This is a genomic window from Micromonospora sp. CA-111912, assembly GCF_050948415.1.
GTDB lineage: Bacteria > Actinomycetota > Actinomycetes > Mycobacteriales > Micromonosporaceae > Micromonospora.
Genome location: NZ_CP192007.1, coordinates 1,640,528 through 1,666,412 on the forward strand (window position 1 = coordinate 1,640,528; position 25,885 = coordinate 1,666,412).

Sequence of the window (25,885 nt, forward strand, 5' to 3'; positions counted from 1 at the left end):
CGGACATGACAGCCGTGCCGGAGCCCGGGGGCGAGCAGCTCAGCCGGGCCGGCGCCCAGGCGTACGCCGCCGGGTGGACCCGCGCGGCACGCCGTGTCGGGTTCGTGCCGCTGAGCGCCGACGAGACTGAGCGGCTCCTGTTGGTGCACACGGTGCGGCTGGCCCAGGCGCTGCTCGCCGAGGCGTTCTCCGCCCAGCCCGCCGAGGACGTCGGCCGGGCTCTGGTCGAGGCGCACCTGATCGGGCCCGGGCTCCTGGACTGGTCGGTCACCGCGCTCGGGGAACGGTTCGCGGCCCAGGTGCTGCCGGGCCACGAGGCCCGGCCCGGCACGGCCGACCGGGTCGCCGCCCTCCAGGGCGCTCTCGCCGGCGGGTTCGCCCGGGCGCTGCGCGACCGCACCTTCGCCCAGCAGGAACGCATCGCCCGCAGCGCGTGGCAGGCCCGGGACGAAGTCGAACAGGCCCTGCGGGACAGCGAGGCGCGGTTCCGGGCGCTCTTCACCGGGGCGGCGATCGGGATCGGCATCGCCGGCACGGACGGGCAGATCATCGAGGTCAACCAGTCCTTCGCCGACATGCTCGGCTACTCCGCCGAGGAACTGCGGCACACCAACGTGGCGGGGCTGTTCCACGCCGACGACGCGGCCGGGATGTGGGAGCTGTACCAGGAGCTGATCGGGGGCAAGCACGACTCGGCCCGGGTGAAGAAGCGCTACCACCGCAAGGACGGCAGTGTGGTGTGGACGGACCTGGCCGTTTCGCTGATCCGGTACGACGACGGACGGCCACGCTTCACCGTGGCGATGATCGAGGACATCACCGAGCGGTACGAGCTGGAGCAGCGGCTGCGCTTCCAGGCGCTGCACGACCCGCTCACCGGCCTACCCAACCGGACGCTGTTCTTCGAGACCCTCGGCGAGGTGCTCGGCGACGCCGGCCCGGACCACCGGATCGGGGTCTGCTTCCTCGACCTGGACGGTTTCAAGGCGGTCAACGACAGCCTCGGGCACGACCTCGGCGACCGGCTGCTGGTCGTGATCGCCCGCCGGCTGGCCGAGTGCGTCGCCGGGCACGGCCACCTGGTCGCCCGGATGGGCGGCGACGAGTTCGTCATCCTCGTCGACGGCGGCGACGGCATCGACGACGCGGTGGGCGTCGCGGAGATGGCCCTCGCGGCGGTCTCCGCCCCGGTGCACGTCGGTGACCAGCAGCTCGCGGTGTCGGCCAGCATCGGCATCGTGGACTGTCTGTGCGCCGAGACCAGCGCGTCGGAGCTGATGAAGGCCGCCGACACCACCCTGTACTGGGCGAAGGCGGAGGGGCGCGGCCGGTGGGCGGTCTACGACCCCGAGCGCAGCGCCCAGGACATCGCCCGTTCGGCGCTCGTCGCCGGCCTGCCCGCGGCGCTGGACCGGGGCGAGTTCGTCGTCCACTACCAGCCGATCGTGTCGCTGCGGAAGTCCTCGATGGTGGCCGTCGAGGCGCTGGTCCGCTGGCAGCACCCGGAGTTGGGGCTGGTCGGGCCGGACCGGTTCATCGGGTTGGCCGAGGAGACCGGCCTGATCGTCCGGCTCGGCGAGTGGGTGCTCCGGCAGGCGTGCCGCGACGCCGAGGCGTGGCACCGGGAATTTCCGGAGGCGAAGCTGGTGGTCAGCGTCAACCTGGCCGCGCGGCAGGCCGACGACCCGGGCATCGTGGACACGGTGGCGAGCGCGCTGAGCCGCACCGGGCTGCCCGCCGGCCTGCTCCAGTTGGAGCTGACCGAGAGCGCCGTGATGGGCACCCCGGGGGAGCCGCTGCGGTCGCTGCGCCAGCTCGCCGACCTCGGCGTACGGCTGGCGATCGACGACTTCGGCACCGGATACTCGAACCTGGCTTACCTGCGGCGGCTGCCCATCCACTGCCTCAAGCTGGCCGGGCCGTTCGTGGAGGGAATCCGGGCGGACGACCCGTTGGACCCGGCCGACCACCGCGACGAGCGGATCGTGGACGCGCTGGTCCGGCTGGCACACGCCCTGGAGCTGTGGGTCACCGCCGAGGCGGTGGAGACCCAGGCGCAGGCCGAGCGGCTGCGCGCGCTGCACTGCGACACCGGGCAGGGGTGCTGGTTCGGTGCCCCGGCCCCGGCCGATGTGATCACCGCCCGGCTGCGCGGCGACGATCCCCCAGAGGGAGTGGCATGAGCCTGACGGACTCGCAAACGATCGTCTCGGTGGTGGCCGCGCTGGCCATCGTGGCCGGGCTGGCCGGGGTGGTGGTGCCGGGGCTGCCCGCACTGCCGCTGTGCTGGGGCGGGGTGCTGGTGTGGGCGCTGTTCGGCGAGGCCGGGTCGGGTCGCTGGCTGGTGCTGGCCGCCGCCACCGTGGTCGCCGTCGGCGGTGCCGTGGTCAAGTACCTGTGGCCGGGGCGCAACCTGAAGAGCGCCGGGGTGCCGACGTCGTCCCTGCTGGCCGGGGGCGTGCTCGGGCTGGTGGGGTTCTTCGTGATCCCGGTGGTGGGGCTGGTGGTCGGCTTCGTCGGCGGGGTGTGGGGTGCCGAGCGGCTGCGGCTGGGCAGCAACCAGCTCGCCTGGCCGTCGACGGTGCAGGCGCTCAAGGCCGCCGGCCTGTCCATGCTGGTGGAGTTCCTCGCCGGCCTGGTGATCGGCGTGCTCTGGGTCGCCGGCCTGCTGTTCGCGTGAGCGTGGTGCGGCGGCGGGGGCGGATCGCCGTACGGTGAGAGAGAGGTGAACGCCCCGCGCCGCCGCGTGCCGGGCGTTGCCGAGCGCCCGGCGGGGCCCGTCCGGATCGGGCCTGGTCACAGGCCCAAGGATGCGCCGGAGCACCGCTGCAGGCAAGGCAATTTGGGTACGCCTCGCGCGTGAGCGCCGTGGGCCCCAATCCCGCATTAGGCTGTCTTCGTCTTGGCGCTCGCCCGGGGGAGCCGCCGCCCAGGAGGTGATCTTGTTCAGCAAAGTGAACAAAAACGGGGTGGTTGATCTCTAGCGCCCCAGGTCAAGAAGTCTGCTCCCCGCACACGCGGGGGTGATCCCACCTATGACCTGGGCAGGGTCGCCGAGAGCCTCTGCTCCCCGCACACGCGGGGGTGATCCGTCGTTCCAGTCGGACCCCTCGACCCGCGTCCCCTGCTCCCCGCACACGCGGGGGTGATCCCCGAGTCGCATGCCGCCGAGCCACCGGCCGCGCCTGCTCCCCGCACACGCGGGGGTGATCCCGCCGCATGGTGGGGAAAGCCGTCTGGGGATGCCTGCTCCCCGCACACGCGGGGGTGATCCCTCGTCGCACCTCTGGCACACCCACTTCAGCTTCTGCTCCCCGCACACGCGGGGGTGATCCCGCCGCATGGTGGGGAAAGCCGTCTGGGGATGCCTGCTCCCCGCACACGCGGGGGTGATCCCACCGATTCCGGTGGCGAGGGTCCGGCCGGTCGCTGCTCCCCGCACACGCGGGGGTGATCCCGAAGCGGCGGACATGCTCGAAGAGGGAGACGTCTGCTCCCCGCACACGCGGGGGTGATCCTTTTCACGGGCACCAGGAGCACCGGCACAGCCGCTGCTCCCCGCACACGCGGGGGTGATCCGAAGAACTGGCGGGAGCAGCCCACCAACATGCTCTGCTCCCCGCACACGCGGGGGTGATCCCGAAGCCCTCAGCCGGCAGTACCCGGGCGTCGACTGCTCCCCGCACACGCGGGGGTGATCCGGCCCGGAGGCTCCTGTGCCGGTTGGCGGCGGTCTGCTCCCCGCACACGCGGGGGTGATCCCCGTGGCGGTTCGAGGTACGTCGCGATGATGGCCTGCTCCCCGCACACGCGGGGGTGATCCCTCAAAGCCCACCCCAAAGCGCGGGGTTTCTACCTGCTCCCCGCACACGCGGGGGTGATCCCACGGTGGCCGCTCAGGAGCTGACGCGGCTGTTCTGCTCCCCGCCCACGCGGGGGTGATCCACGCCCGAGCGGCAATTCTCAACGAGCCGATCTCTGCTCCCCGCACACGTGGGGGTGATCTCGACCTCGACCACGATCCTCTCCGAGTTCCGGAGGCCGGCCGCGAAACGGCAGGCTGCCAAGAGAAGTGCGCAGCCGACGGGATCACCCCCTGTCAGCGGCCGGTCGAGCTTCCCGGGGACGGCCAGTCGCAAGATCAGGAAAGCGCGACCGTGGGGTCACTGCGCAGCTGCACGAAGTCGACGATCTCGTCGAGGCCGGGTCGGTAGCCGTCGCTGGTGTCCACCTCGAACTCGGGTACGTCGAGTCGGACGCGATCGAAGCTGTCGTGGCCGACCGCGTGCACCCGCTGCTCGATGAGGGACACGTCGGCGTGTGCGCGCCGGGTGGGGTTCTCGTTCTGCCGCTGCCGGATTCGGTCCCAGGCGATCTCGGCCGCGAGCTGGCAATGCACGACCCGGATGTCGGCAAGGCCGGCCAGGGGCCGCAGGTGGGGACGCCAGAGCCGGTCCTGGAAGGCCGCCTCGGCCACCGTGGTGACACCCGACGTCAGGAGCAGTTCCAGCACCTGGAAGAACGTCGGCAGCGTACGCAGGGTCAGCGCGTCGCTCGGCGCGGCGATGAAGTCACCGGCCGCGTGGACCATGCCCTCCTTGATCTCGTCCCGGCAGATCGCCGGACAGCCGATCCTGCGGGCGAGCCGATGGGCGAGCGTGGTCTTGCCCGCGCCGGGCGGACCGCTGACGACGACAAGAGTCGGTCTACTCCGCGCCAGGTCGCTCATGGTCGCGCTCGCGGCGGGACGGGGCGTGGTACGCCGGTCACGCTCGACGCTCGGTAGCAGTGCACGGCCAGATCGCTCCCCGCTGAGTGGCGTGAGGTGGGCGGGCGCGAAGAAAGGCCCCCAGCGTCGCGCCGGGGCCCCTTCGACACTTCCGGGTCAGGCGACGGGGCCGATCTGCTTGGCCAGGTCGATGAACGACTGCCAGGTCCGGGGGTTGAGGTGGAGGGTGCCGCCCTCGCGGTCCTTGGTGTCGCGCACCAGCACGACGCCCGGCATGTTGTCGGCCACCTCGACGCAGGACCCGCCGTTGCCGCCGGACCTGGTCGACTTCCGCCAGTGTGGGGTCATCGATTCCATGACTTCGCCACCTCTTTGATCAGCTCGATGGACTGCCGGCGGGAAAGCGCCTCGTTCCGCACGAACTCCCACGTCTTCGCCAGCCTAGCAACGTCGGCGGGCGCATCGACGATCTGCGCGCTGAGCTGGTTGTCCGCGTGGGCCACCCGGGTGCCGTCGGGCAACTCGGCGATGATGAACTGACCGGCCAGCCCCAGGTACATCCCGGCGTCCACGGGCACGACGTGCACCTGGATGTGCTCCCGCAGCGCCTGCGCGGCGAGGTGGTCGAGCTGTTCCGCCATGAGCCCCGGCTGGTCGAGCACCGGCCGGCGCAGCACGCTCTCGTCGACGACGGCGATGAACTGCGGCGGGCGGTCGCGCTCCAGGACCTCCTGCCGTCCCAGCCTCGACGCGACGTTCCGCTCGACCTCGTCGGCAGTGAACCGACCCCCGGCCAGCGTCGCCCGCGCGTACCGCTCGGTCTGGAGCAGGCCGGGGAGGTAGGACAGCTCGTACCAGCGCAGCGTGGTCGCCTCGCGCTCGAACTCGATCCATTCGCGCAGCCAGACCGGGTCGGCGTCCAGCTTGGCCAGCTCGCGGAGCATCCGGCCGAACCGGTCATCGAGGTGGTAGTGGCCGTCGAGCGCCTTCATGTACTCCTTCGTCGGCGGGCGACCGCCCGTCTCGACCGAGCTGACATGGGAGCCGGAGTAGCCGATGGCCCGGCCGAGTTCGTCCTGACTGGCCCCGAGTGACGCTCGGAACAGTCGCAGTTCACTGAGCACGTAATTTGTGGCCGTACCCATCGATCCCCCAATTTTGGCTCAGCCTCGTCGGTGTGTCTCGCGTGGTCGCCCGACCAGCCCTCTGACCTGCGCGGACCGGGCGAGCGCGTATGGAGAGTAGCGGCGTCCTCACCAGACTGTCACTACGCGGACCCGCTTTCGGCCCTACGGCGGGGGCGGGTTCTGCGCCGGGGGGTCGCCCGGTCCTGCCAAGAGCTGGCGACCCCCACCTGTGCGGCGAGGAGGGGGAAAGAGTGGACAGACACCATGGAGGCTGGGCTGGTGGTGCCGCCACCGCTCTCCCCGATGATCGGCGGGGGCCGGGAGTGAACCCGCTGGTCGCCACGGGGGACGTGCTGACCCTTCAGCCATGCGACTACTGCATCGGGCAGACGGTCCTGTGGTTGAAGGTCACGTACGTCCCCCGGTACGCGAACTTCCTGGCGTCCCGGTGGGTGCGGTTGGAGGGGCTGGAGCTGCGTCCCGACGGCACGCCGTGGCGGGAGCGCATCGTCATGGTCCGGGTGCAGGCGATCCGCGACGACCCGCCGGCCCGGCTGGAACCGCAGGCGCGGGAGCGGTGACGGGCCGCCACCCACCGAGGTACGCCGGCGGACCGTGTCTCACCTGCGGCAGGCCGTGGCCGTGCTTCGAACGTCAGTTGGCGAGTCTCGTCGAGTTCGCCGGCCGGGGGGATCTGCTCGTGGCGTACCTGGGTGACTGGTACCGCCTGGGGGTCGACGAGCGGGAGCGGCGCGGCCTGTCGCCCGACCCGGACATGGAACTGCGGCACCTCGGGTGGCTCGACATGGTCCTGCCGGCGCAGGGGGAGCAGCGCAGCGGCGATGCCTGAGGCCGGGCCGCCCAGGAAGCCGCAGTGCGGGGATCTCCTGCACGTCACCCGGGCCGCCAGCGTCCAGTTCGTCCGGCCCATCGTCTTCCGCGTCATCCGCGTCCACGACGACTGGCACACCTACCATGGGTGGCTGTGGCTGGACGGCTACGAGGTCGACGCCAAGGGCGATGCCGTGGCCCGCCGCTCGATCTACGTCCAGCCGGCGGGGCTGCGGTGGCTGACCTCCGTACCGGGCCCACCGGCAGCGCGTACGGGCGCTCCCGGTGCCGCCCGGCGGCCCAGCGTGACCGGCAGGCGTTGAGCCTCTTTGTCAGCCGCCGGGGCGTGGTCAGCGGCGCGCCAGGTCGCCCCCCAGGGCGTGCCGTCGTGCCCACCGGGTGATCGCGGAGGCGATGGCGTCGGGCCGGTCCTCGGGCGCGTGGTGGCCGGCCGGGCCGCAGTGCTCCGTCTCCAGGGCCGCCAGGTGCGCCGCGCACCAGTCGGCCTGTTCGGGGCCGATCAGCAGGGTGGGCGAGGAGTCGAAGGTGAGCAGCAGCTTCGGTACGTCGCTCGTGGCCAGCCAGTCCCCGTACGCGGCCACCCGCTCGGCGACGTCGGCCGGCTCGCCGTCGAGTGGCAGTGAGCGGGCCCACTCCAGCAGCGGGCGGCGGCTCTCCCGGGTCGGGTAGGGCGCTCGGTAGGCGTTCAGGTCCGCCTCGGTCAGCGGGTGCAGCACCCCGCCCGTGTAGGCCGAGTCCAGGAAGAAGTCGCTGTCGAGCACCAGGGCCTCGCCCTGTGGCCCGCGCATGGCCTCGGCGCGCGCCCGGGGCCCCTCGCCCAGCTCGGCCCAGGACATCGGCCGCAGGATCGTCTCCAGGAAGGCCACGCCGCGCACCCGGTCGGGGTGCCGGGCGGCCCGGTCGAAGGCGAGCGCGCCGCCCCAGTCGTGGCCGACGAGCACCGCATCGTCCAGGCCCAGCCGGTCGAACCAGGCGTCGAGGTAGCGGGCGTGGTCGGCGAAGCGGTACGGCAGGTCGGGCTTGCCGGAGCGGCCCATGCCGATCAGGTCGGGGGCGAGCAGCCGGGCGGGCAGGTCGAGCGCCGGCAGCACGTTGCGCCACAGCCGGGACGAGCCGGGGTTGCCGTGCAGGAACACGAAGGCCGGGCCGCTGCCGGTCTCCTCGTGGTACATCGTCGAGTCCAGGACGGTCGTCACCGGCATGGCGGGGCCCCTCAATCGTTTGTCTCACTAACGGTTCTGCTCGCCGAAGCTAATTCGTTAGTCTGACTAACGCAAGGGGTACGCTCGTGGCATGAGTGACAGTGGGCCCGAGCCGACGCGCGCCGCCGACCGGCGGGTCGCCCCCGCGCGGCTGCGCAACCTGCCGACCCGGCTGCTGTCCCTGGCGGCCATCCACTCGGACCGTCGGGTGAACGAGGAACTGGCCCGCGCCGATGCCCGCAAGTGGCACTACGCGGTGCTCGCGGCCCTGGACGAAGCCGGCCCCGCGAGCCAGGCGGAGCTGAGCAGCCACACCGGCATCTACCGCAGCGACCTGGTCGCGGTGCTCAACGAGTTGGCCGACCGGGGACTGGTGGAACGCGCGCCCGATCCCGCCGACCGCCGCCGCAACGTCGTCACCCTCACCGCGCCGGGCCGCCGTCAGCTCCGCCGCCTGGACGGGTTGCTCGCCGACGTGGAGGACGAGGTTCTCGCACCCCTGACCCCGCCGGAACGCGAGCAACTCACCCGGTTGCTCGCCGCCCTGGTGTACGGCCGGGACCGCAACGGGTGAACAGCCGCGGTGTTTGCCGGCGCAACGCGGCGGGGCATTGACGGTGATCCGGTCAGGCAGTAGACCTTGGTGATGGAGGCCCGCGCATGAGCAAAGCACCCCTGTCCCTCGAAGAGTTACGGGCCGCCGTCGCCGCCGGCAAGCTCGACACGGTGGTGCTGGCGCTGGTCGACATGCAGGGGCGGTTGCAGGGCAAGCGGTTCCACGCGCCGTTCTTCCTCGACCAGGTGGTCGAGAACGGCAGCGAGGGTTGCGACTACCTGCTCGCCGTGGACGTCGACATGAACACCGTCGACGGGTACGCGATGTCGAGCTGGGAGCGCGGCTACGGCGACCTCGCCATGGTGCCCGACATGGATACGCTGCGCCGGGTGCCGTGGCAACCGGGGACGGCGATGCTGCTGGCCGACCTGGCGTGGCCGGACGGGTCCGGGCCGGTGGTCGCCTCGCCCCGGCAGATCCTGCGCCGCCAGCTCGACCGGCTCGCCGCACACGGGCTGACCGCGTACGCCGGCACCGAGCTGGAGTTCGTCCTCTACCGCGACTCGTACGAGGACGCCTGGCGGCGCGGCTACCGCGAGCTGACCCCGGCGAACCAGTACAACGTGGACTACTCGCTCCTCGGCACCGCCCGGGTCGAGCCGCTGCTGCGCCGCATCCGCACCGAGATGGCCGGCGCGGGCCTGACCCCGGAGAGCGCCAAGGGCGAGTGCAACCTCGGCCAGCACGAGATCGCCTTCCGCTATGACGAGGCGGTGGCCTGCGCCGACCATCACGTGATCTACAAGAACGGGGCGAAGGAGATCGCCGCCCAGGAGGGCATGTCGATCACCTTCATGGCCAAGCCGAACGCCCGGGAGGGCAACTCCTGCCACATCCACTTCTCGCTGCGCGACGCCGACGGCCGCTCCGCCATGCTCGGCGAGGGCCCGGCGCACCTCAGCGTCACCGGGCAGCGGGTGCTGGCCGGGCTGCTGGACACCATGCGCGAGTTCAGCCTGCTGTTCGCCCCGAACATCAACTCGTACAAGCGGTACCAGCCCGGCTCGTTCGCCCCGACCGCGCTGCGCTGGGGCACCGACAACCGCACCTGCGCGCTGCGGCTGGTCGGCCACGGCGAGGGGATGCGGGTGGAGAACCGGGTGCCCGGCGCGGACGTCAACCCGTACCTGGCGATCGCCGCGCTGGTGGCCGGCGCGGTGCACGGCATCGAACGTGAGCTGGAGTTGGGCGCGGAGTGCACCGGCAACGCGTACGACGACCCGGCCGCCGAGCGGGTGCCGGCCACCCTGCGCGACGCCCTGTCCCTGTGGGAGTCCTCGACGATCGCGAGAGCCGTCTTCGGCGACGAGGTCCACGCCCACTACGCCAACCAGGCGCGCGTGGAGCTGACCGCCTTCGACGCCGCGGTAACGGACTGGGAACTGACCCGTGGCTTCGAACGCCTCTAACCCCGCGATCTTGCACTCCGGGCCTTACCCCCACCCCCACCCCCACCGCGATCTTGCACTTCGGGCCCTCGCCCCCGTCCCTTCCGCGATCTTGCACTTTGGGCCCTTGATATCGGGCTTATGTGGCATTCGTCGGGGCCGGAAGTCCATGATCGCGGGCGGCGGGCGGCGGGCGGCGGGCGGCGGGCGGCGGGGAGCGGGCGGCGGGGAACGGGGAACGGGCGAGGGGGCGGCGGGCGAGGGAAGTGGGGCGAGGACGCGGGCCCGGAGCGCGGGGCGCGGGCGAGGACGGGGGCGCGGGGAGCGGGAGTGGGGAGTGGGGAGCAGGGAGTGGCGGGGGAGTGGGGAGCAGGGAGTGGCGGGGGAGTGGGAGTGGGAAGAAACGGGAGAGGGAGGGTGGTGGGGGCGTGACGCAGGTGGTTAATCCCGCTAGCGGGGTTGTGGTGGGGGAGGCGGCGGCCACCTCGCTGGCGGAGGTCGACGCGGCCGTGGGGCGGGCGCAGCGGGCGTTCGAGGGGTGGCGGAAGGTGGCGCCGGGGGACCGGGCGCGGGTGTTGCGTCGGTTCGCCGGGCTGGTGGACGCGCACCTGGAGGAGTTGGCCTCGCTGGAGGTGCGCAACTCCGGGCACACCATCGGCAACGCGCGGTGGGAGGCGGGCAACGTCCGGGACGTGCTCGACTACTACGCGGGCGCGCCCGAGCGGCTGACCGGCCAACAGATTCCCGTGCCGGGCGGGTTGGACGTCACCTTCCACGAGCCGCTGGGCGTGGTCGGGGTGATCGTGCCGTGGAACTTCCCGATGCCGATCGCCGCGTGGGGCTTCGCCCCGGCGCTCGCCGCCGGCAACACGGTGCTGCTCAAGCCGGCCGAGCTGACCCCGCTGACCGCGCTGCGCCTGGCCGAGCTGGGCCGCGAGGCCGGGCTGCCCGACGACGTGTTCACCGTGTTGCCCGGCGAAGGGCCGGTGGTGGGGGAGCGGTTCGTCACCCACCCGGCCGTACGCAAGGTGTGCTTCACCGGCTCCACCGAGGTCGGCACCCGGATCATGGCCGGCTGCGCCGCCCAGGTGAAACGGGTGACCCTGGAGCTGGGCGGCAAGAGCGCGAACGTGGTCTTCGCCGACGCCGACCTGGCCAAGGCTGCGGCCACCGCGCCGTACGCGGTCTTCGACAACGCCGGCCAGGACTGCTGCGCCCGGTCCCGGATCCTGGTCGAGCGCCCGGTGTACGACCGGTTCCTGGAGCTGCTGGAGCCGGCGGTGCGGGGCTTCCGGGTGGAGGATCCGGCGCTCGACACCGCCGAGATGGGCCCGCTGATCTCCGCCGGCCAGCGCGACCGGGTCGCCGGGTACGTCGACGGGGCGAAGGTCGCGTTCACCGGCTCCTGCCCGGAGGGCCCCGGCTTCTGGTACGCCCCGACGGTGCTGCTCGCCGACTCGCCGGCCGACCGGCACTGGCGGGAGGAGGTCTTCGGCCCGGTGGTGTCGGTGCTTCCGTTCGACGACGAGGCGGACGCGGTCCGGCTGGCCAACGACACCGAGTACGGCCTGTCCGGCTCGGTCTGGACCCGGGACGTGGGCCGGGCGATCCGGGTGGCCCGGGCGGTGGAGGCGGGCAACCTGAGCGTCAACTCGCACTCGTCGGTGCGGTACTGGACCCCGTTCGGTGGGATGAAGCGCTCCGGGCTCGGCCGCGAGTTGGGCCCGGACGCGTTGCACGCCTTCACCGACGTCAAGAACGTCTTCATCGCCACGGAGGAGTGACAAGGTGCAGGGTCGGTTGGAGGGGCGCGTCGCGGTGGTCACCGGGGCGGGCAGCGGGATCGGGTTGGCCACGGTGCGGCGGTTCGCCGCCGAGGGGGCGCGGGTGGTCTGCGTCGACATCGACGCGGCGGCGGGCGGGAGGGCCGCCGAGGAGGTCGGCGGGGAGTTCGTCGCCTGCGACGTGGCCGACGATACGGCGGTGCGGGAGCTGTTCGACGGGGTGGCCGACCGGCACGGCCGGGTGGACGTGGCGTTCAACAACGCCGGCATCTCCCCGCCGGAGGACGACTCGATCCTGGAGACCGGCCTGGACGCCTGGGAGCGGGTGCTGCGGGTCAACACGACCAGCGTCTACCTGTGCTGCAAGTACGTCATCCCGCACATGCGCCGGCAGGGCAAGGGGTCGATCATCAACACGGCGTCGTTCGTGGCGCTGATGGGGGCGGCCACCTCGCAGATCGCGTACACGGCGAGCAAGGGCGGGGTGCTGGCGATGACCCGGGAGTTGGGCGTGCAGTTCGCCCGGGAGGGCATCCGGGTCAACGCGCTGTGCCCCGGCCCGGTGGCCACCCCACTGCTGTTGGAGCTGTTCGCCGCCGACCCGGAGCGGGCGGCCCGCAGGCTGGTGCACGTGCCGATGGGGCGGTTCGGCCAGCCGGAGGAGATCGCCGCAGCGGTGGCCTTCCTGGCCAGCGACGACTCGTCGTTCATGACCGCCGCGCAGTTCGTCGTCGACGGGGGGATCACCGGCGCGTACGTCACCCCGCTGTGACCCGGCCGCTGATCGGGGTCGGGTGACCACCCTGGTCCGGGCGTTCCGACTGGCGGGAGGGCCATCCCACTTTTCGGTAGGTGGTGCGAGGATGGCGGCATGGGGAAGGTCTATCCGGCCATCGACGGGCGGCTGCGCGACTTCATCGAGGAGCAGGCCGTCTTCTTCGTGGCCACCGCGCCCTCCGGCGTCGACGGGCACGTCAACCTCTCGCCGAAGGGGATGCGCGGCACCTTCGTCATCCTCGGCCCGCACCGGGTGGCCTGGCTCGACTTCCACGGCAGCGGCGCGGAGACCATCGCCCACCTGCGGCAGAACGGCCGGATAACGCTGATGTTCTGCGCCTTCACGGGCCCGCCGAACATCGTCCGGCTGCACGGGCGGGGCACGGCGGTGACGGTGGAGGACGCCGGCTTCGCCGACCGGCTCGGCGACTTCCCCGACCCGCCGGATCTGCACTCCGCCCGCGCGGTGATCACGGTCGACGTCGACCGGGTCAGCGACTCCTGCGGGTACGCGGTGCCCCTGATGGACTATCAGGGTGACCGGGACCTGTTAGTCAGGTCACACTCTCGGCGCACCACCGATGACCTGGTCACCTACCGGGCCACGAAGAACGCCGCGAGCATCGACGGCCTCCCGGTCTTCTGACGCAGTCCGCCATACGCAGGCCGTTCCCGCTGTTCCGCCGGCCGGCGGTGGCTGCCCTCCGCACCGATTCCCGCCGGCGGCCGGCGGTGACGTGTGGTGAGACCCGGGTTACCAGCGTCGCGCCGGGCGGATGCGTTACGTTGCTGGTCCGTCTGGGTAGAAGTCGGGGCACGGCGGCGATCATGTGGTCGGCAGGGGACGATCATGCGGTCCTCGGGGGGAACAGCCGTTGCGGGAGGGTGTATGAGCTCGGCCCAGGGGGGCGAGGACGGGCTGCGCCCGTCCGTCGGGAACGTCGATGAGGCGATCCCGCCGCTGCTCACGGCCGCGTTCGCCGCCGGCGGCGAGATGGGGGAGCGGCTGGGCGGGTTCGACTGGACGACCAGTCCGCTCGGCTCCCCGGCCGGCTGGCCGGCGGCGATGTGCCACGCGGTCGCCACGATGCTCTCCTCCCGGGCGCAGATCGTGATGTTCTGGGGGCCGGAGCACCGCGCCTTCTACAACGACGCCTACCTGCCGACCATCGGCGCCAAGCACCCGCACGCGATCGGCCAGCCCGCCCGGGAGCACTGGCTGGAGACCTGGGACGTGCTCGGGCCGCTGCTCGCGTCGGTCCGGGAGACCGGCGAGCCCTACCGGGGCGAGAACCATCCCTTCGTGCTCGACCGGCACGGCTTCCTGGAAGACGTCTACTTCGACGTCTCCTACGACCCGATCCGGGACGCGGACGGCGGCATCAGCGGGGTCTTCTGCATCGTGAGCGAAACCACCGGCCGGGTGCTCGGCGAGCGCCGGCTGCGGGCCCTGGCCGAGCTGGGCGCCGGCCTGGCCGAGGCGGAGCAGTCCGGCGAACTGGCGACGGCCGCCGCCCGGGTGCTGGACCAGTACCGGGCCGACGTCCCGTTCGGCCTGGTCTATCTGCGTGACGACGCTGGCCCGCTCACCCTCGCCGGGCGCAGCGGCCCCGGCGGCTCCTCGGCGGTCGCCGCGCCGCCGCTCGGCGGGACCGCCACGGCCGTGCTGAGCCGGGTCGCCGACGGCGGGGTCGCCGCCACGGTCGACGTCGCCGACCTGCTCGCGGAGGTGCCCGACGGGGTAGCCGGGCAAGCGCTGGTGCTGCCGCTCACCGCCACCAACGAGCCCGCGGGGGCCCTCGTGGTGGGGGTGTCCGCCCGGCTGCCGCTCACCGACGAGTACCGCACGTTCTTCGACCTGATCGCCGCCCAGCTCTCCCGCACGGTGGGCCGGCAGCGGGCGTACGAGCAGGAACAGGCCCGGGCCGCCGAGCTGGCCGCGCTGGACCGGGCCAAGACCAGCTTCTTCGCCAACATCAGCCACGAGTTCCGCACCCCGCTGACCCTGGTGCTGGGGCCCCTGGAGGACCTGCTCGCCGACCCGGCGCTGCCGGTGCCCTACACCGACCAGCTCACCATGATGCACCGCAACGCGCTGCGCCTGCTCAAGCTGGTCAACACGGTGCTGGACTTCTCCCGGCTGGAGTCCGGCCGGCTCGCCGCACACTACGAGCCCACCGACCTGGCCGACTACACCTCCCGGCTGGCCAGCACCTTCCGCTCGGCCGCCGAACGCGTCGGCCTGCGCCTGGCGGTCGACTGTCCGCCGCTGCCCGGTCCGGTCTTCGTCGACCGGGACATGTGGGAGAAGATCGTCCTCAACCTGGTCGCCAACGCGGTGAAGTTCACCTTCTACGGCGAGGTCCGGGTCCGGATCCGGGCGGTCGACGGCGCGGCCCGGCTGGAGGTCACCGACACCGGCGTCGGGATTCCCCCCGAGGAACTCTCGCGTGTCTTCGAGCGGTTCCACCGGGTTCCCGGCGTCCGCTCCCGCACCCACGAGGGCACCGGGATCGGGCTCGCCCTGGTCCGCGAGCTGGTGGAGATGCATGGCGGGCGGGTGGAGGCACACAGCCGGGTCGGTGCGGGCAGCACCTTCGCCGTGACCCTCCCGTTCGGCTCCGCCCACCTGCCCGCCGACCGGGTCCCGACCGGCGTCCCGGCGGCCCCTTCCGCCCCTGCCGAGCTGGCGCAGGCCCGGCTCTTCGCCGCCGAGAACGCGCTGTGGGCCGATGCGGCCCCGGTCACCTCGTCGGCCGTGCCCGCCGGCCGGGTGCCGGCCGGCCGCATCCTGTTCGCCGACGACAACGCCGACCTGCGCGAGCACGTCGCCCGGCTGCTCTCCCCGTCCTGGGAGGTGGTGGCCGTGCCGGACGGCGTCGAGGCGCTGCGCCAGGCCGTGCAGTCCCCGTTCGACCTGGTGCTGACCGACGTGATGATGCCCCGGCTGGACGGGTTCGGCCTGGTCACCGCGCTGCGCGCGGAACCGCGTACCCGGCATGTGCCGATCGTGTTGCTCTCCGCCCGGGCCGGCTCGGCCGAGGCGGTCGCCGGCCTGTCGGTCGGCGCGGACGACTACCTGACCAAGCCGTTCTCCAGCGAGGAGCTGATCGCCCGGGTCCGGGCGAACGTCGAGCTGGGCCAGCTTCGCGGGCAGATCATCCGGCGGCTGCGCGCGCTGGCCGACGCCGCCGTAGCGGTGAACACCGCCCGCACCACCGCCGAGGTGCTCCAGGTGGCCGCCCGGCACGCGCTCGGCCTCGCCGAGGCCGCCCGGGTGGTGGTCACCGCTACCGGGGCCCGCTCCGAGGCCGACGGCGGCGGCACGGCCGCCGCCGAACCGTCCATCGTGCTGCCGCTGACCGGCACCGCCGGGGAGCAGCTCGGCGAGCTGCGGGTCTGGGGGCGCGGGGAGGACGCCACCGACACCGCCCAGGCCGCGTTGACCCAGCTCGCCCGGCTGATCGGCGTACGGCTGGAGAACGCCCAGCTCTACGAGGCCGAGCATCGCATCGCCACCACCCTCCAGCACAGCCTGCTGCCCCGTACCCTGCCCCGGCTGCCCGGCGCGGTGATGGCCAGCTGCTACCTGCCCGGCAGCGCCGACGTGGAGGTCGGCGGCGACTGGTACGACGTCGTCGAGCTCGACGACGACGAACTCGTCCTGGTCATCGGCGACGTGGTCGGCAAGGGCGTCCGGGCCGCCGCCGCGATGGGCCAGCTCCGCAACGCGCTGCGGGCGTACGTCCTGGAGGGCTACGACCCGGGCAAGTCGCTGACCCGGCTCAACCGGCTGGTCGGCTCGACCGAGCAGTCCTCCTTCGCGACGGTGGTCTGCCTCCAGTTCTCCCCCCGCACCGGGCGGCTGCGCTACGCCAGCGCCGGGCATCCGTCCCCCCTGCTGATCCAGGGCGACGACGTGGGATTCCTGCACGACCGCGCGCTCGGGCCACCGGTCGGCGCCATTCCCGCCGCGTCGTACCTCACGGTGGAGGACGAGTTGGCCCCCGGGGCCCGGCTGCTGCTCTACACCGACGGCCTGATCGAGGACCGTCAGCTCGGCATCGACGCCGCCCTCGGGCGGTTGCGCGACGACGCCACCGGGCACGTCGGGCACGTCGCCGACCTGGTCGACGCGGTCGTCGAGCGGGTGGCCTCCCAGCCGCGCCGCGACGACGTCGCGGTTCTCGCGCTGGAGGTGACCGAGCCGAACCGGTTCGCGCTGCGGCTGCCGGCCGACCCGATCCGACTCAGCGTGCTGCGTCGGCGGCTGGAGGACTTCCTCGTCGCCCACCGGGTCGATGAGATCGACCTGTTCGACCTGACAGTGGCGGTCTCGGAGGCCGCCGCCAACGCCATCGAGCACCCGGTCGAGCCGGCCGAGCCGACCATCGGCGTGGAGGTGACGATCGCCGACCGCACCGTGGTGGCCACCATCCTGGACAGCGGGCAGTGGCGGGAGTCGACCGGCGCGGGCTTCCGTGGCCGGGGTCTGGAGCTGATCAAGGCGCTGGGCGAGCTGACGGTGCGCCGGACACCCGAGGGGACCGAGGTGACGCTGCGCCGGCGGCTCAAGGACTGATCGCCCCGGCCCGTAGGGCGGGGCGGGCTGGCTCGTAGGGTGAGGCGGGCTGGCTTGTCGGCTCAGGCCGGCGCGACCCAGGCCTGGTCGGCCAGGCCGGAGATCTCCAGCACCCGCCGGACCTGACGGGACGGCAGCACGGTCAGCGCGTCCGGGTACCGCTGGGAGAGCTGGACCGCGGCGTGGATCGCGGCGGAGTCGAAGAAGGTGACCGCCCGCAGGTCGAGGGTGACCCGCCCGGCCGGCTCACGCAGGACGGTCTGGAGCATCGTGTCGGCCGTGGCCATGTCCACCTCGCCGGAGACCACCACGCGGACGTGGTCGCCGTCGGTCTCCGCCCAGGCGGCGAAGACGGGCGGCGCTCCCTCTTGATCCACGCAGAACACGATGGCACAGCGGAAGTTGCCCGGCAACAACCATCCGGTCGGCGCCGTGGTGGAGGTCACCGCCGCCGCCGGGCACCGCGCCGACGGGCCGCGAGTCGGGCCGGCGATAGGCTTGCGCCATGACCGTCCGTGCGCCGCTGACCCCCGGCACTCTCTCCCCGATGCGACCGGTGCCGGGTCACATCGTCCGACCTGAGTACGTGGGCAAGAAGCGCCCCCAGGAGTGGCGCGGCTCGCACGTGCAGACCCCGGAGACCATCGAGAAGATGCGGGTCGCCAGCCGGCTCGCCGCCCAGGCCACCCAGCTCGCCGGGGAGCACTGCAAGCCCGGCGTCACCACCGACGAGATCGACCGGGTGGTGCACGAGTTCCTCTGCGACCACGGGGCCTACCCGTCGACGCTCGGCTACAAGGGCTTCCCGAAGTCCTGCTGCACCAGCCTCAACGAGGTGATCTGCCACGGCATCCCGGACTCGACGATCCTGGCCGACGGCGACATCATCAACGTCGACGTCACCGCGTACCTCGACGGGGTGCACGGCGACACCGACGCGACCTTCTGCGTGGGGGAGGTCAGCGAGGAGGCCCGGCTGCTGGTCGAGCGGACCCACGAGGCGATGATGCGGGGGATCAAGGCGGTCGTCCCGGGCCGGCAGATCAACGTGATCGGCCGGGTCATCGAGTCGTACGCCAAGCGGTTCGGCTACGGCGTGGTCCGCGACTTCACCGGCCACGGCATCGGCGAGTCCTTCCACAGCGGGCTCTACGTGCCGCACTACGACAGCCCCCGCCCCACGGACGTGATGGAGCCGGGGATGACCTTCACCATCGAGCCGATGATCACCCTCGGCACCTACCAGTACGACATGTGGGACGACGGCTGGACGGTGGTCACCAAGGACCGCAGGTGGACGGCCCAGTTCGAGCACACCATCCTCGTGACGGAGGACGGTCACGAGATCCTGACCCTGCCGTGACCGAGACCCCCGCGGCGCTGCGCGAGGCGCACCACGCGGACGTGTCCGGCGGCTGGCTGCGGCCGGCCGTCTTCGGCGCGATGGACGGCCTGGTCACCAACATCGCCCTGATCGCGGGCGTCGGCGGTGGCGGGGTGTCGCCGCGCAGCATCGTGCTCACCGGCGCGGCCGGCCTGGTCGCCGGTGCCATCTCGATGGGCCTCGGCGAGTACACCAGCGTCCGGTCGGCCAACGAGCAGGTGGCGGCCGAGGTGGCCAAGGAACGCCGGGAGCTGGAGCGGCACCCGGAGGCGGAGGCCCGCGAGCTGGCCGACGCGTGGGTGGCCCGGGGCCTGTCCCGCGACCTGGCCACGCAGGTCGCCGAGGCGGTGCGGCGCAACCCGGAGGAGGCGCTGCGGGTGCACGTCCGGGAGGAGTTGGGCGTCGACCCGGACGAACAGCCGAGCCCGTGGACGGCGGCGATCTCGTCGTTCCTGTTCTTCTCGGTCGGGGCGCTGGTCCCGCTGCTGACGTACCTGTTCGGCGCGACCAGCCTGTGGTTGGCGCTGGCCGTCGGCGGGCTCGGGCTGTTCGTGGCCGGGGCGGTCGTGGCCCGGTTCACCAGGCGCCCCTGGTGGTCCAGCGGCCTGCGGCAGCTCCTGCTCGGCGCGGCGGCGGCCGGCGCGACGTACTTCATCGGCACCCTGATCGGCATCCAGGGCGGCCTGTAGGCCGCTCCCACCCGCGCGGGCGGCCCGAGGGCGCGGGTCAGCCGGCGAACAGGTCGTCGATGGTGCCGTCGACGGGCTGGCCCCGGGCGGTCAGCTCCTCGGCCTGCCGGGCCAGCATCGCGCCGACCTCGGTCATGTCCGCCCCGGCCAGGCCGGTACGCCGGATCGCGTCCCCCGGGTCGCGGAAGTAGGTGCGGCTGAGCAGCCCGTTCACGGTGGCCGCGGCCAGCCGGGCCTCGCCGAGCATCAGCAGCGCCTGGTCCGTCTCGTACCACCCGGCGAGCCGGGCGGCCCGGGAGTGCGCGGCGCAGCCCCGGTACCACGCCTGCCGGGCGGGTTCGGTGAACTCCGCCGGCCTGGCCCGGGCCAGCCGGGCCAGGTGCTCGTCGCGCAGTGCCGGCAGCCAGCCGGTCGGGTCGTGCACCGGCCGGGTGGTGACGTACCGGTCCGCGGTGAGCGGCCACAGCGCGGTGATCGCCCGAGCCCGGCGGAGATGCTCGTCGGCGGCGGCGACGCTCAGGTCGACCAGCACGCCGTCCACCCGGCGGGTCGCCGGGGCCGGGCCCACGCCGGCCCGGTACGTGGCGATCAGCAGCCCGACCTCGCCGTCCCCACCGCCGTCGTCGTCACCGTGGGCCAGCGGGCCGTGCACCGCGACCGCGAGGACGTCGGCCGGGAAGCGCCGCCTCGCCGCGTCCGCGACCCGTTCCGCCACCGACCATCGGGGATCGTCCTGGTACGGGTCCACGAACCACCTCTGCCTCGCCGACTGCCCGCCGGACCGGCCGCCGGGAGGGCCGCCGGGACGCCGGCTCCACCCTAGTCACCGGTCGCCGACGCCGCCCGGACCGCCGCGCCCGGCCGGCACCAGCCGGAAGATGCGGATCTCCCGCCCGCCGGCCCGCTCGACGTACGTCTGGTACGCCGGCCACTCGGTGACCAGCAGCGTCCAGAGCCGGTCGCGTTCCGCGCCACTGGCCGCCTCGGCCCGGACCGCCACCCGCCGGCCCTTGACGTCCACCTCCGCCTCGGGGTGCGTGAGCAGGTTCATCGCCCAGCCGGGCTGGTGCTGCTGCCCCCAGTTGGAGCCGATCACCACGTAGGCGTCGCCGTCGGGGACGTACAGCAGGGGGTTGCTGCGCGGCAGGCCGGAGCGGCGGCCGGTGGTGGTGATGACGAGCGAGGGGATCAGGCCGAGCGCGACCACCCGGCCCCGGGTGAGCCGGCCGATCACCCGGTCGGCGGGGACGAGCAGCCGGGCCGCCGTGCCGAACCAGCGGTGGTGGCCGAAGCGACGGGTGAGGGTTCCGAGAGCGGACACGCGACCAGTCTGCCGCCCCCGGCCCGGGGCGGCACCCCCAGGCCCGAGCTGGGCGCGGGAACGTCCCGGCCGTCAGTCCGAACGCCGTCCCGGCCGTCAGTCGAGGCGGCGCTCGACGGCCAGCCGGGACCGGGTGAACAGGCCCGCGCCGAGCATCGCCACCAGCGGCACCACCACCAGCACCCCCAGGGTGAGCCAGGGCACCACGACCGGGTACGGCTCCTCCACCGGCCAGGCGTCGGCGTACCGGCGGTTCGTGGCGGCCAGGATGATCACGGCGGTGCCCAGCCCGGCCGCGATGCCCAGGGCCGAGCCGAGCCCGGCGATCACCCCTGCCTGGCAGAGCGACAGCACCCGGCGTACCCGGGGGCTGGCGCCCACTGCCGCCAGGGTGGACAGGTCGGCCCGTCCCTCGGCCGCGGCGAGGCCGGTGGCGACGGCCGCCGCGCCGACGGTGATCAGGCCGGAGACGATGGCCAGCAGCAGCAGGATCGGCCGCTGGTCGGTGTCGGGGCGTCCGCGCTCGACAACCACCCGCAGCGGGGCGAGGTGCCGCAGCTCGGCGTCGAAGCGGTCCTGCTGGTCGGGGGTCGGCACCGCGTCGGTGGCCAGGACATAGCCGACCTGGTGCGCGGCGAGCCCGACCCGGGCGGCGGCGGCGTGGGACAGCACGAGCTGGTCCACCCCGGTCTCGCCGCGCAGCACGTACCCGGGCACGGTGGCCCGGATGGTCTCCGTCGACTGCGGTTCGTCGCGTGTCCGCGTCGCAGTCAGGGTGACCCGGCCGTCGAGGACGTAGCGCGGGTCGGTCACCACTGCGCCGCCGGCCCGCAGCACCCGGCGGGCGGCGGTGATCTCCTGCGGGGCGGCGCCGGTGAGCGCGGCCAACGCGTCGCCATCGTCCACCACCGACGACAGCGAGTAGCCGTTGTATCCGCCCGAGAACCACTCGACGCAGCGTGGGTCGGCCCGGAGGCGCAGCCGTTCGGCGGCGTCCTGGAGCTGCCCCGTCTCGTACGGGCAGATCTGTCCGGGTGGCAGCTCCGCCTGGACCTCGCACCAGTCCTCCACGGTGGTGGTGGCGGGGGTGGCGGGCGCGGTGCAGGCCGGGGTGTCGATCCGGGTCACCCCGCTGGGCGGCAGCTCGGCGGCCGCTACCTCGGCGACCCGGGCCACCGGCGGCAGCGGCCCGGTCGCGGCGTCGGAGCCGACGACCAGGACGTGGCCGTACGGCAGGCCCGGCCGGTAGGTGGCCGTCGTCCGCGCGTCGTCGCTGGCCACGTACACGCCGAGGGCGACGCTGCCGGCGACCGCGGCCATCACCGCCGAGATGGCCGGGGCGGCCGAGGCGCGGTTGCGGCTCGCGTCCCGCAGCGCGACGCGGGGGGCCAGTGGCAGCCACCGGCCGGCCCGGGCGAGCAACCCGACCAGCGTCGGGGTGGCGAAGACCAGCCCCAGCTCGCCGAGGACCAGGCCGGCGAAGAGCACCGGCGTGACGCTGCGGGCGGCGCCCAGCGCGGCCACCGCCGCGCCGCCGACGGTCAGCGCCGCCCCGAGCAGCGGCCAGCGCCGCCGGTGCGGGGGCGAGGTGCGCCGGCCCGCCAGCCCGGCCACCACGTCCTGGCGGGCGGCGGTCCAGGCCGGCGCCAGCGCCGCGAGCACCCCGGCCAGCACCGCGACCGTGGCGATCGCCGCCAGCGCGGCCGGAAAGATCCGGTACGCCCCGAAGCGCTCCTGGAAGAGGTACTCCTCCGTCAGGGGCCGGGCGGCGATCGCGGCGACGACGCCCAGCGCCAGCCCGGCGGCGGCCCCGGCGCAGCCCAGCACCACCCCGTCGGCCAGCACGATGCGGCGCAGGTGGGCGGCGTCCCCGCCGGCCACGGCGACCAGGGCGAGATCCCGGCGCCGGCGGCGCACCCCGACGGCGAACGCCGGCCCCACCAGGAGCACGACCTCCAGCAGGCCGAGGCCGCCGATCAGCACCGCGTTGCTGGCGTCCTCGGCGCTCACCGAAGCGGTGAGCATCCCGGCGTCGACGCCGGGATGGGGCGCCGGGGTACGGGCGACCACCGTGATCCCGCGCGCGTTGAGCCGGTCGGTCAGGCCGGGGTCGACGCCGTCCGGCAGGTCGGCGAGCCACCTCGTCTCGCCCTGCGACTCGACCGGCGTGGGGGCCGTCGGTGGCAGGGTCACCATGGGGCCCAGGCTGTCGGGGAACTCCACCACCCCGACCACGGTCCGGTCGCCCGAGCCGTCGGCCGGGGTGACCCTGTCGCCGGGCCGGACGTGCAGCCGGCGCAGCGCCGCCCGGTTCAGCCCGATCTCGTCGGCGGCCGTCGGCGGGCGGCCGGCGAGCTGTCGGGCCTGCCCGCGCAGCAGCGGGTCGGTGAGGTCGAGCTGCCGGCCGTCGAACGGCTCGCGCCGGTTGCCGACGCGCGCCTCGAACGTCACCCACCACTGCACCTCGCGGACCCGGCTGCCGGCCGGGAGCTGGGCGGTCAGTTCGGCGGCGGTGACCGGCCGGCTCCGGTGCCGGATGCCCTCGCGAGGATGGCTGGTGTCGCCCCAGGCGTCCTGCACCAGCGGGCCGTCCGCCAGCCAGTGCAGCTCCGCGTCGGCGGTGCCGAGCTGACGGTCGATCCGCTCGGCCCGGGTCAGCTGGGACATGTCGTAGCTGACGGCGGCGAAGGTCAGCGCCAGCACGGGCAGGGTGATCATCGCGAGCACCAGCGCGGTGCGACCCCGGGCCCGCCCGGCCTCCCGCCGCGCGATGCGCAGCGCAGTCCGCCAGGAGCGCAGCGCCGCCACGATCCGCCGCTGCCGGGGACCGCCGTCGATCTCGCCCGCCGGGGCCGGCGGCGGCACGTCGGCCGGGCGTCGGTCCCGCCGCGACGGGACGATGGTTGCCCGCTTCGGGCTCACCGACCGCTGCCGGCCAGGAGCTGCTCGACGCCGCCCAGCGGCGCCGTCGAGTCCACCATGACCCCGTCGCGCAGGAACACCACCCGGTCGGCCCAGGCGGCGTGCCGGGCCTCGTGGGTGACCAGCACGGCGGCGGCACCCGCGTCGACCCGGCGGCGCAGCAGGCGCAGCACCGCCTCGCCGGTCTGCGAGTCGAGCGCGCCGGTCGGCTCGTCGGCGAGGACGAGCCGACGCTCGCCGACCAGGGCCCGGGCGATGGCCACCCGCTGCTGCTGCCCGCCGGACAACTGGTCCGGGAAGCGCCCGCCCAGCTCGGTCAGCCCCACCTCGTCGAGCGCGACCCGGGCAGCCCGCCGCGCCTGGCGTACGCCGACGCCGTCCAGTTCGAGGGGGAGCGCGACGTTCTCGGCGGCGGTGAGGCTGCCCAGCAGGTTGAGGTTCTGGAAGATGTAGCCGATCCGCCGGCGGCGCACCCGGGCCAGCGCGCGGCGGTCGAGCGCGCCCAACGGCTGCCCCTCGACGAGGATCTCGCCCGCGGTCGGCCCGTCGAGCCCGCCGGCCAGGGCGAGCAGGGTGGACTTGCCGGAGCCGGAGGGCCCCATCACCGCGACCAACTCGCCGGTGCCGACGGTGAGGTTGACCCCGCGTAGGGCGTGCACGGTGGCCTCGCCGCTGCCGTGGGTGCGGTGGACGTCGCGCAGGTCGAGCACCGCCGCTCCGGGCGCGGTGGGGCCGGTCCCCGGCGCGTCGTCCGGTCCGCTCACCGCCGTGCCTCCTCGCCGTCCCGACCAGCCGCGTCCGTCGGCCGACCGACCTCCCCCGCCCGGCCGTCGGGCCGCGGTGCCGGCCGGTACCGCACGAGGCTCGTCTCGCAGTGGTCCAGCCAGCGGACCTCCGCCTCGGCCTGGAACACCATCGCGTCCAGCACCAGCCGCCAGGGCAGGTCCTCGGGGCGGTCGCTGGCGTACTTCAACCGGGTCAACTCCTGCAGGGTCCGCATGGTGGCGGTGCGTTGGGTCTGCACCACCGATCGCACGTCCACGCCCGGGGTGGTCAGCGCGAGGGCCAGCTTGATGGCCAGTTCGTCGCGGGGGCGGTCGGTCCGGCTGAGCGGGGTCGCGAACCACAGCGCCAGGTCCGCCCGCCCGGCGTCGGTGATCTCGTACGGCCGCTGCCCGCCCTCGTGCTCCGGCAGCGGGCGCACCAGCCCGTCCCGTTCCAGCCGGGACAGGGTGGTGTAGACCTGCCCGATGTTCAGCGGCCACGTCGAGCCGGTCGACTCCTCGAACGCGGCCCGGAGCTGGTAGCCGTACATCTGGCCGCGTTCGAGCAGCGCGAGCAGGCCGTGACGGATGGACATGGTCCGGAGTATGCATACCTGGTATGCCACCCGCAACCGGGGGCGGCGGGCGGCGGCTGCCCGGCGAGCGGCGAACCGCTCCGGGGCCGGTCAGTCGGGCCGACCGGGGAACGCGACGGTGACCGGAGTCACCCCTGCGGTGCGTCGCCAGCGGGTGGCCCGCACCGCGCAGTCGGTCAGCGCCGCGAGGGCCCGATTGCGGTCCGCGCCGGTGGTGTGCGGCAGCGCCGCCCGCCAGAACGCGGCGGTGCGCTCCTCCACCTCGACCGCCAGCCGCAGCGCGCTGGCCGCGTCGGTGACCGGGAAGGGCAGCGCGTACCCGGCCTTGTCGGCGGGGACCGGGTCGCCGGCCGCGCTGAGCTGGAGCACCAGCGCGTCGCGCCGGGCCCGGTGCGCCCCCTCGGCCTTGCGGGCGGCCGTGCGGGCGGCGTCGGTGAGCCGGACCCCGATCGGCGCGTACGCGTAGACCGCGGCGTACTCGGCGGCGAGCGCGTCGGCCAGCGCCTGGGCCGGCCCGGACGGTGTCTGTCGACGGATCACTTCAGCGCCTCCACGTGGGTGGCCCGGGCGGCGGCGATCGAGCCGAGCAGCGCGGCCCGCTCGGCCGGCGCCCCGGCGCAGAGCTTCGCGGCCGACTCGCGCCCGTTCTGCTCCGCCTGACGCAGGCCGGCGAGCGTGGCCGTCCGGTCGCCGCCGGCGCTGGCCCCGGCCGACGGCGCGCCCGGGGACGCGGACGCCGGGCGGCCGAACAGCTTCGCCAGTTCGGCGGCGTGTGCCTCGTGTGCCTCGGCGATCGGGGTGAGCCTCTTGGCCAGGCCGGGGTCGGCGGCCAGCGCGGCGCGGTGCCGGGCGGCCAGCTCGCGCGCCTCGGCGGCGAGGGGTTCGAGCGGGTCGGGGGCCGGGTCCGGCTCGTCGCCGTCGAAAAGATCACAGCCGGTCAGCGGTGCGACGGCACCACCGAGTGTCAGCAGCGCGCCGACCCGCAGCAGCTTTCGCCGGGAATGTCCCTGTGCCGGGTCGTGCCGTGTCGTTCTGCCCTTCGCCACCGGGCAAGTCAACACCATTCGAGCACGGACGTGGGCGACCGGCGTCGGTGCGCCGCCCGGCCCGCCGCGCGGTGGGCGCGTTACGCTCTGCGCACCACCGGCGCTT

25 protein-coding genes and 1 CRISPR repeat array are annotated in these 25,885 nt (G+C 73.9%); of the genes, 13 read left to right on the plus strand and 12 right to left on the minus strand.

Annotation, left to right across the window (positions count from 1 at the left end; all coding sequences use genetic code 11):
- The first annotated feature begins 5 nt into the window (after window positions 1-5).
- Both ACQPZO_RS07515 and ACQPZO_RS07520 read left to right on the plus strand, forming a co-directional pair.
- Complete coding sequence (locus ACQPZO_RS07515; RefSeq protein WP_433348252.1) at window positions 6-2,183, plus strand: putative bifunctional diguanylate cyclase/phosphodiesterase; 2,178 nt, start codon at window positions 6-8, stop codon at window positions 2,181-2,183.
- Complete coding sequence (locus ACQPZO_RS07520; RefSeq protein ID WP_433348254.1) at window positions 2,180-2,680, plus strand: DUF456 domain-containing protein; 501 nt, start codon at window positions 2,180-2,182, stop codon at window positions 2,678-2,680. The genes ACQPZO_RS07515 and ACQPZO_RS07520 overlap by 4 nt, the downstream gene beginning before the upstream one ends.
- Window positions 2,681-3,002: 322 nt before the next feature.
- Window positions 3,003-4,006: direct repeats of the CRISPR family, unit length 28 nt; unit sequence CTGCTCCCCGCACACGCGGGGGTGATCC.
- Window positions 4,007-4,141: 135 nt separating this feature from the next.
- On the opposite strand, the gene ACQPZO_RS07525 is transcribed toward ACQPZO_RS07520, so the two are convergent.
- From ACQPZO_RS07525 to ACQPZO_RS07535, 3 genes are all read right to left on the minus strand, one after another.
- Complete coding sequence (locus ACQPZO_RS07525) at window positions 4,142-4,729, minus strand: AAA family ATPase (protein WP_433348256.1); 588 nt, start codon at window positions 4,727-4,729, stop codon at window positions 4,142-4,144.
- A 156-nt stretch (window positions 4,730-4,885) separates the two neighbouring features.
- Entirely contained in the window at window positions 4,886-5,077 is a 192-nt protein-coding gene (locus tag ACQPZO_RS07530) for a DUF397 domain-containing protein (RefSeq protein WP_433350854.1), read from the minus strand.
- Window positions 5,074-5,874, minus strand: a complete 801-nt coding sequence (locus ACQPZO_RS07535; RefSeq protein ID WP_433348258.1) for a helix-turn-helix domain-containing protein — start codon at window positions 5,872-5,874, stop codon at window positions 5,074-5,076. Before ACQPZO_RS07535 ends, ACQPZO_RS07530 begins: the two co-directional genes overlap by 4 nt.
- 305 nt (window positions 5,875-6,179) lie before the next feature.
- On the opposite strand from ACQPZO_RS07535, the gene ACQPZO_RS07540 reads away from it, so the two are divergent.
- The 3 genes from ACQPZO_RS07540 to ACQPZO_RS07550 all read left to right on the plus strand — a co-directional run bounded on the left by ACQPZO_RS07540 (window position 6,180) and on the right by ACQPZO_RS07550 (window position 7,010).
- On the plus strand, window positions 6,180-6,437 hold the full coding sequence (locus tag ACQPZO_RS07540; protein WP_433348260.1) for a hypothetical protein: 258 nt from the start codon (window positions 6,180-6,182) through the stop codon (window positions 6,435-6,437).
- 77 nt (window positions 6,438-6,514) lie between these two features.
- Window positions 6,515-6,706, plus strand: coding sequence for a hypothetical protein (locus ACQPZO_RS07545; protein WP_433348262.1), 192 nt, complete (start codon window positions 6,515-6,517; stop codon window positions 6,704-6,706).
- Window positions 6,699-7,010, plus strand: a complete 312-nt coding sequence (locus tag ACQPZO_RS07550) for a hypothetical protein (RefSeq protein ID WP_433348264.1) — start codon at window positions 6,699-6,701, stop codon at window positions 7,008-7,010. The genes ACQPZO_RS07545 and ACQPZO_RS07550 overlap by 8 nt, the downstream gene beginning before the upstream one ends.
- 27 nt (window positions 7,011-7,037) lie before the next feature.
- Here ACQPZO_RS07550 and ACQPZO_RS07555 read toward each other — a convergent pair whose 3' ends face one another.
- The gene (locus tag ACQPZO_RS07555; RefSeq protein ID WP_433348266.1) at window positions 7,038-7,910 is read right to left on the minus strand and encodes a haloalkane dehalogenase; all 873 of its coding nucleotides are present in this window, start codon (window positions 7,908-7,910) and stop codon (window positions 7,038-7,040) included.
- A gap of 91 nt (window positions 7,911-8,001) precedes the next feature.
- Here ACQPZO_RS07555 and ACQPZO_RS07560 point away from each other — a divergent pair, with 91 nt between their 5' ends.
- From ACQPZO_RS07560 to ACQPZO_RS07585, 6 genes are all read left to right on the plus strand, one after another.
- Window positions 8,002-8,484, plus strand: a complete 483-nt coding sequence (locus ACQPZO_RS07560; RefSeq protein WP_433348268.1) for a MarR family winged helix-turn-helix transcriptional regulator — start codon at window positions 8,002-8,004, stop codon at window positions 8,482-8,484.
- An 86-nt stretch (window positions 8,485-8,570) separates the two neighbouring features.
- Window positions 8,571-9,935: a glutamine synthetase family protein gene (locus tag ACQPZO_RS07565; protein WP_433348270.1), complete on the plus strand. Its 1,365-nt coding sequence runs from the start codon at window positions 8,571-8,573 to the stop codon at window positions 9,933-9,935.
- 416 nt (window positions 9,936-10,351) lie between these two features.
- On the plus strand, window positions 10,352-11,698 hold the full coding sequence (locus ACQPZO_RS07570) for an aldehyde dehydrogenase family protein (RefSeq protein WP_433350856.1): 1,347 nt from the start codon (window positions 10,352-10,354) through the stop codon (window positions 11,696-11,698).
- A gap of 4 nt (window positions 11,699-11,702) precedes the next feature.
- The gene (locus ACQPZO_RS07575) at window positions 11,703-12,470 is read left to right on the plus strand and encodes a 3-oxoacyl-ACP reductase (protein WP_433348272.1); all 768 of its coding nucleotides are present in this window, start codon (window positions 11,703-11,705) and stop codon (window positions 12,468-12,470) included.
- A gap of 99 nt (window positions 12,471-12,569) precedes the next feature.
- Window positions 12,570-13,121 (plus strand): pyridoxamine 5'-phosphate oxidase family protein, encoded by a 552-nt coding sequence (locus ACQPZO_RS07580; RefSeq protein ID WP_433348274.1) that lies wholly within the window; start codon window positions 12,570-12,572, stop codon window positions 13,119-13,121.
- A gap of 243 nt (window positions 13,122-13,364) precedes the next feature.
- A complete protein-coding gene (locus ACQPZO_RS07585; RefSeq protein WP_433348276.1) occupies window positions 13,365-17,057 on the plus strand; it encodes a SpoIIE family protein phosphatase in 3,693 nt (1,230 codons plus the stop codon).
- A 62-nt stretch (window positions 17,058-17,119) separates the two neighbouring features.
- Here ACQPZO_RS07585 and ACQPZO_RS07590 read toward each other — a convergent pair whose 3' ends face one another.
- Window positions 17,120-17,434 carry an STAS domain-containing protein gene (locus ACQPZO_RS07590; RefSeq protein WP_433348278.1) on the minus strand — a complete coding sequence of 105 codons (315 nt, stop codon included), beginning with the start codon at window positions 17,432-17,434 and terminating at the stop codon, window positions 17,120-17,122.
- 128 nt (window positions 17,435-17,562) lie between these two features.
- On the opposite strand from ACQPZO_RS07590, the gene map reads away from it, so the two are divergent.
- Window positions 17,563-18,420, plus strand: coding sequence for a type I methionyl aminopeptidase (gene map, locus ACQPZO_RS07595; RefSeq protein ID WP_433348280.1), 858 nt, complete (start codon window positions 17,563-17,565; stop codon window positions 18,418-18,420).
- Complete coding sequence (locus ACQPZO_RS07600; protein ID WP_433348281.1) at window positions 18,417-19,130, plus strand: VIT1/CCC1 transporter family protein; 714 nt, start codon at window positions 18,417-18,419, stop codon at window positions 19,128-19,130. The genes map and ACQPZO_RS07600 overlap by 4 nt, the downstream gene beginning before the upstream one ends.
- Window positions 19,131-19,167: 37 nt before the next feature.
- Here ACQPZO_RS07600 and ACQPZO_RS07605 read toward each other — a convergent pair whose 3' ends face one another.
- The 7 genes from ACQPZO_RS07605 to ACQPZO_RS07635 all read right to left on the minus strand — a co-directional run bounded on the left by ACQPZO_RS07605 (window position 19,168) and on the right by ACQPZO_RS07635 (window position 25,722).
- The gene (locus tag ACQPZO_RS07605) at window positions 19,168-19,878 is read right to left on the minus strand and encodes a nucleotidyltransferase domain-containing protein (protein WP_433348282.1); all 711 of its coding nucleotides are present in this window, start codon (window positions 19,876-19,878) and stop codon (window positions 19,168-19,170) included.
- 75 nt (window positions 19,879-19,953) lie between these two features.
- Window positions 19,954-20,451 (minus strand): nitroreductase family deazaflavin-dependent oxidoreductase, encoded by a 498-nt coding sequence (locus ACQPZO_RS07610; RefSeq protein WP_433348283.1) that lies wholly within the window; start codon window positions 20,449-20,451, stop codon window positions 19,954-19,956.
- 96 nt (window positions 20,452-20,547) lie between these two features.
- A complete protein-coding gene (locus ACQPZO_RS07615) occupies window positions 20,548-23,373 on the minus strand; it encodes an FtsX-like permease family protein (protein ID WP_433348285.1) in 2,826 nt (941 codons plus the stop codon).
- A complete protein-coding gene (locus tag ACQPZO_RS07620; protein ID WP_433348287.1) occupies window positions 23,370-24,137 on the minus strand; it encodes an ABC transporter ATP-binding protein in 768 nt (255 codons plus the stop codon). Before ACQPZO_RS07620 ends, ACQPZO_RS07615 begins: the two co-directional genes overlap by 4 nt.
- Entirely contained in the window at window positions 24,134-24,733 is a 600-nt protein-coding gene (locus tag ACQPZO_RS07625; RefSeq protein WP_396674728.1) for a PadR family transcriptional regulator, read from the minus strand. Before ACQPZO_RS07625 ends, ACQPZO_RS07620 begins: the two co-directional genes overlap by 4 nt.
- Before the next feature lie 90 nt (window positions 24,734-24,823).
- Entirely contained in the window at window positions 24,824-25,273 is a 450-nt protein-coding gene (locus tag ACQPZO_RS07630) for a ferritin-like domain-containing protein (protein WP_433348289.1), read from the minus strand.
- Window positions 25,270-25,722, minus strand: a complete 453-nt coding sequence (locus ACQPZO_RS07635; protein WP_433350858.1) for a hypothetical protein — start codon at window positions 25,720-25,722, stop codon at window positions 25,270-25,272. Before ACQPZO_RS07635 ends, ACQPZO_RS07630 begins: the two co-directional genes overlap by 4 nt.
- Window positions 25,723-25,885 lie beyond the last annotated feature (163 nt).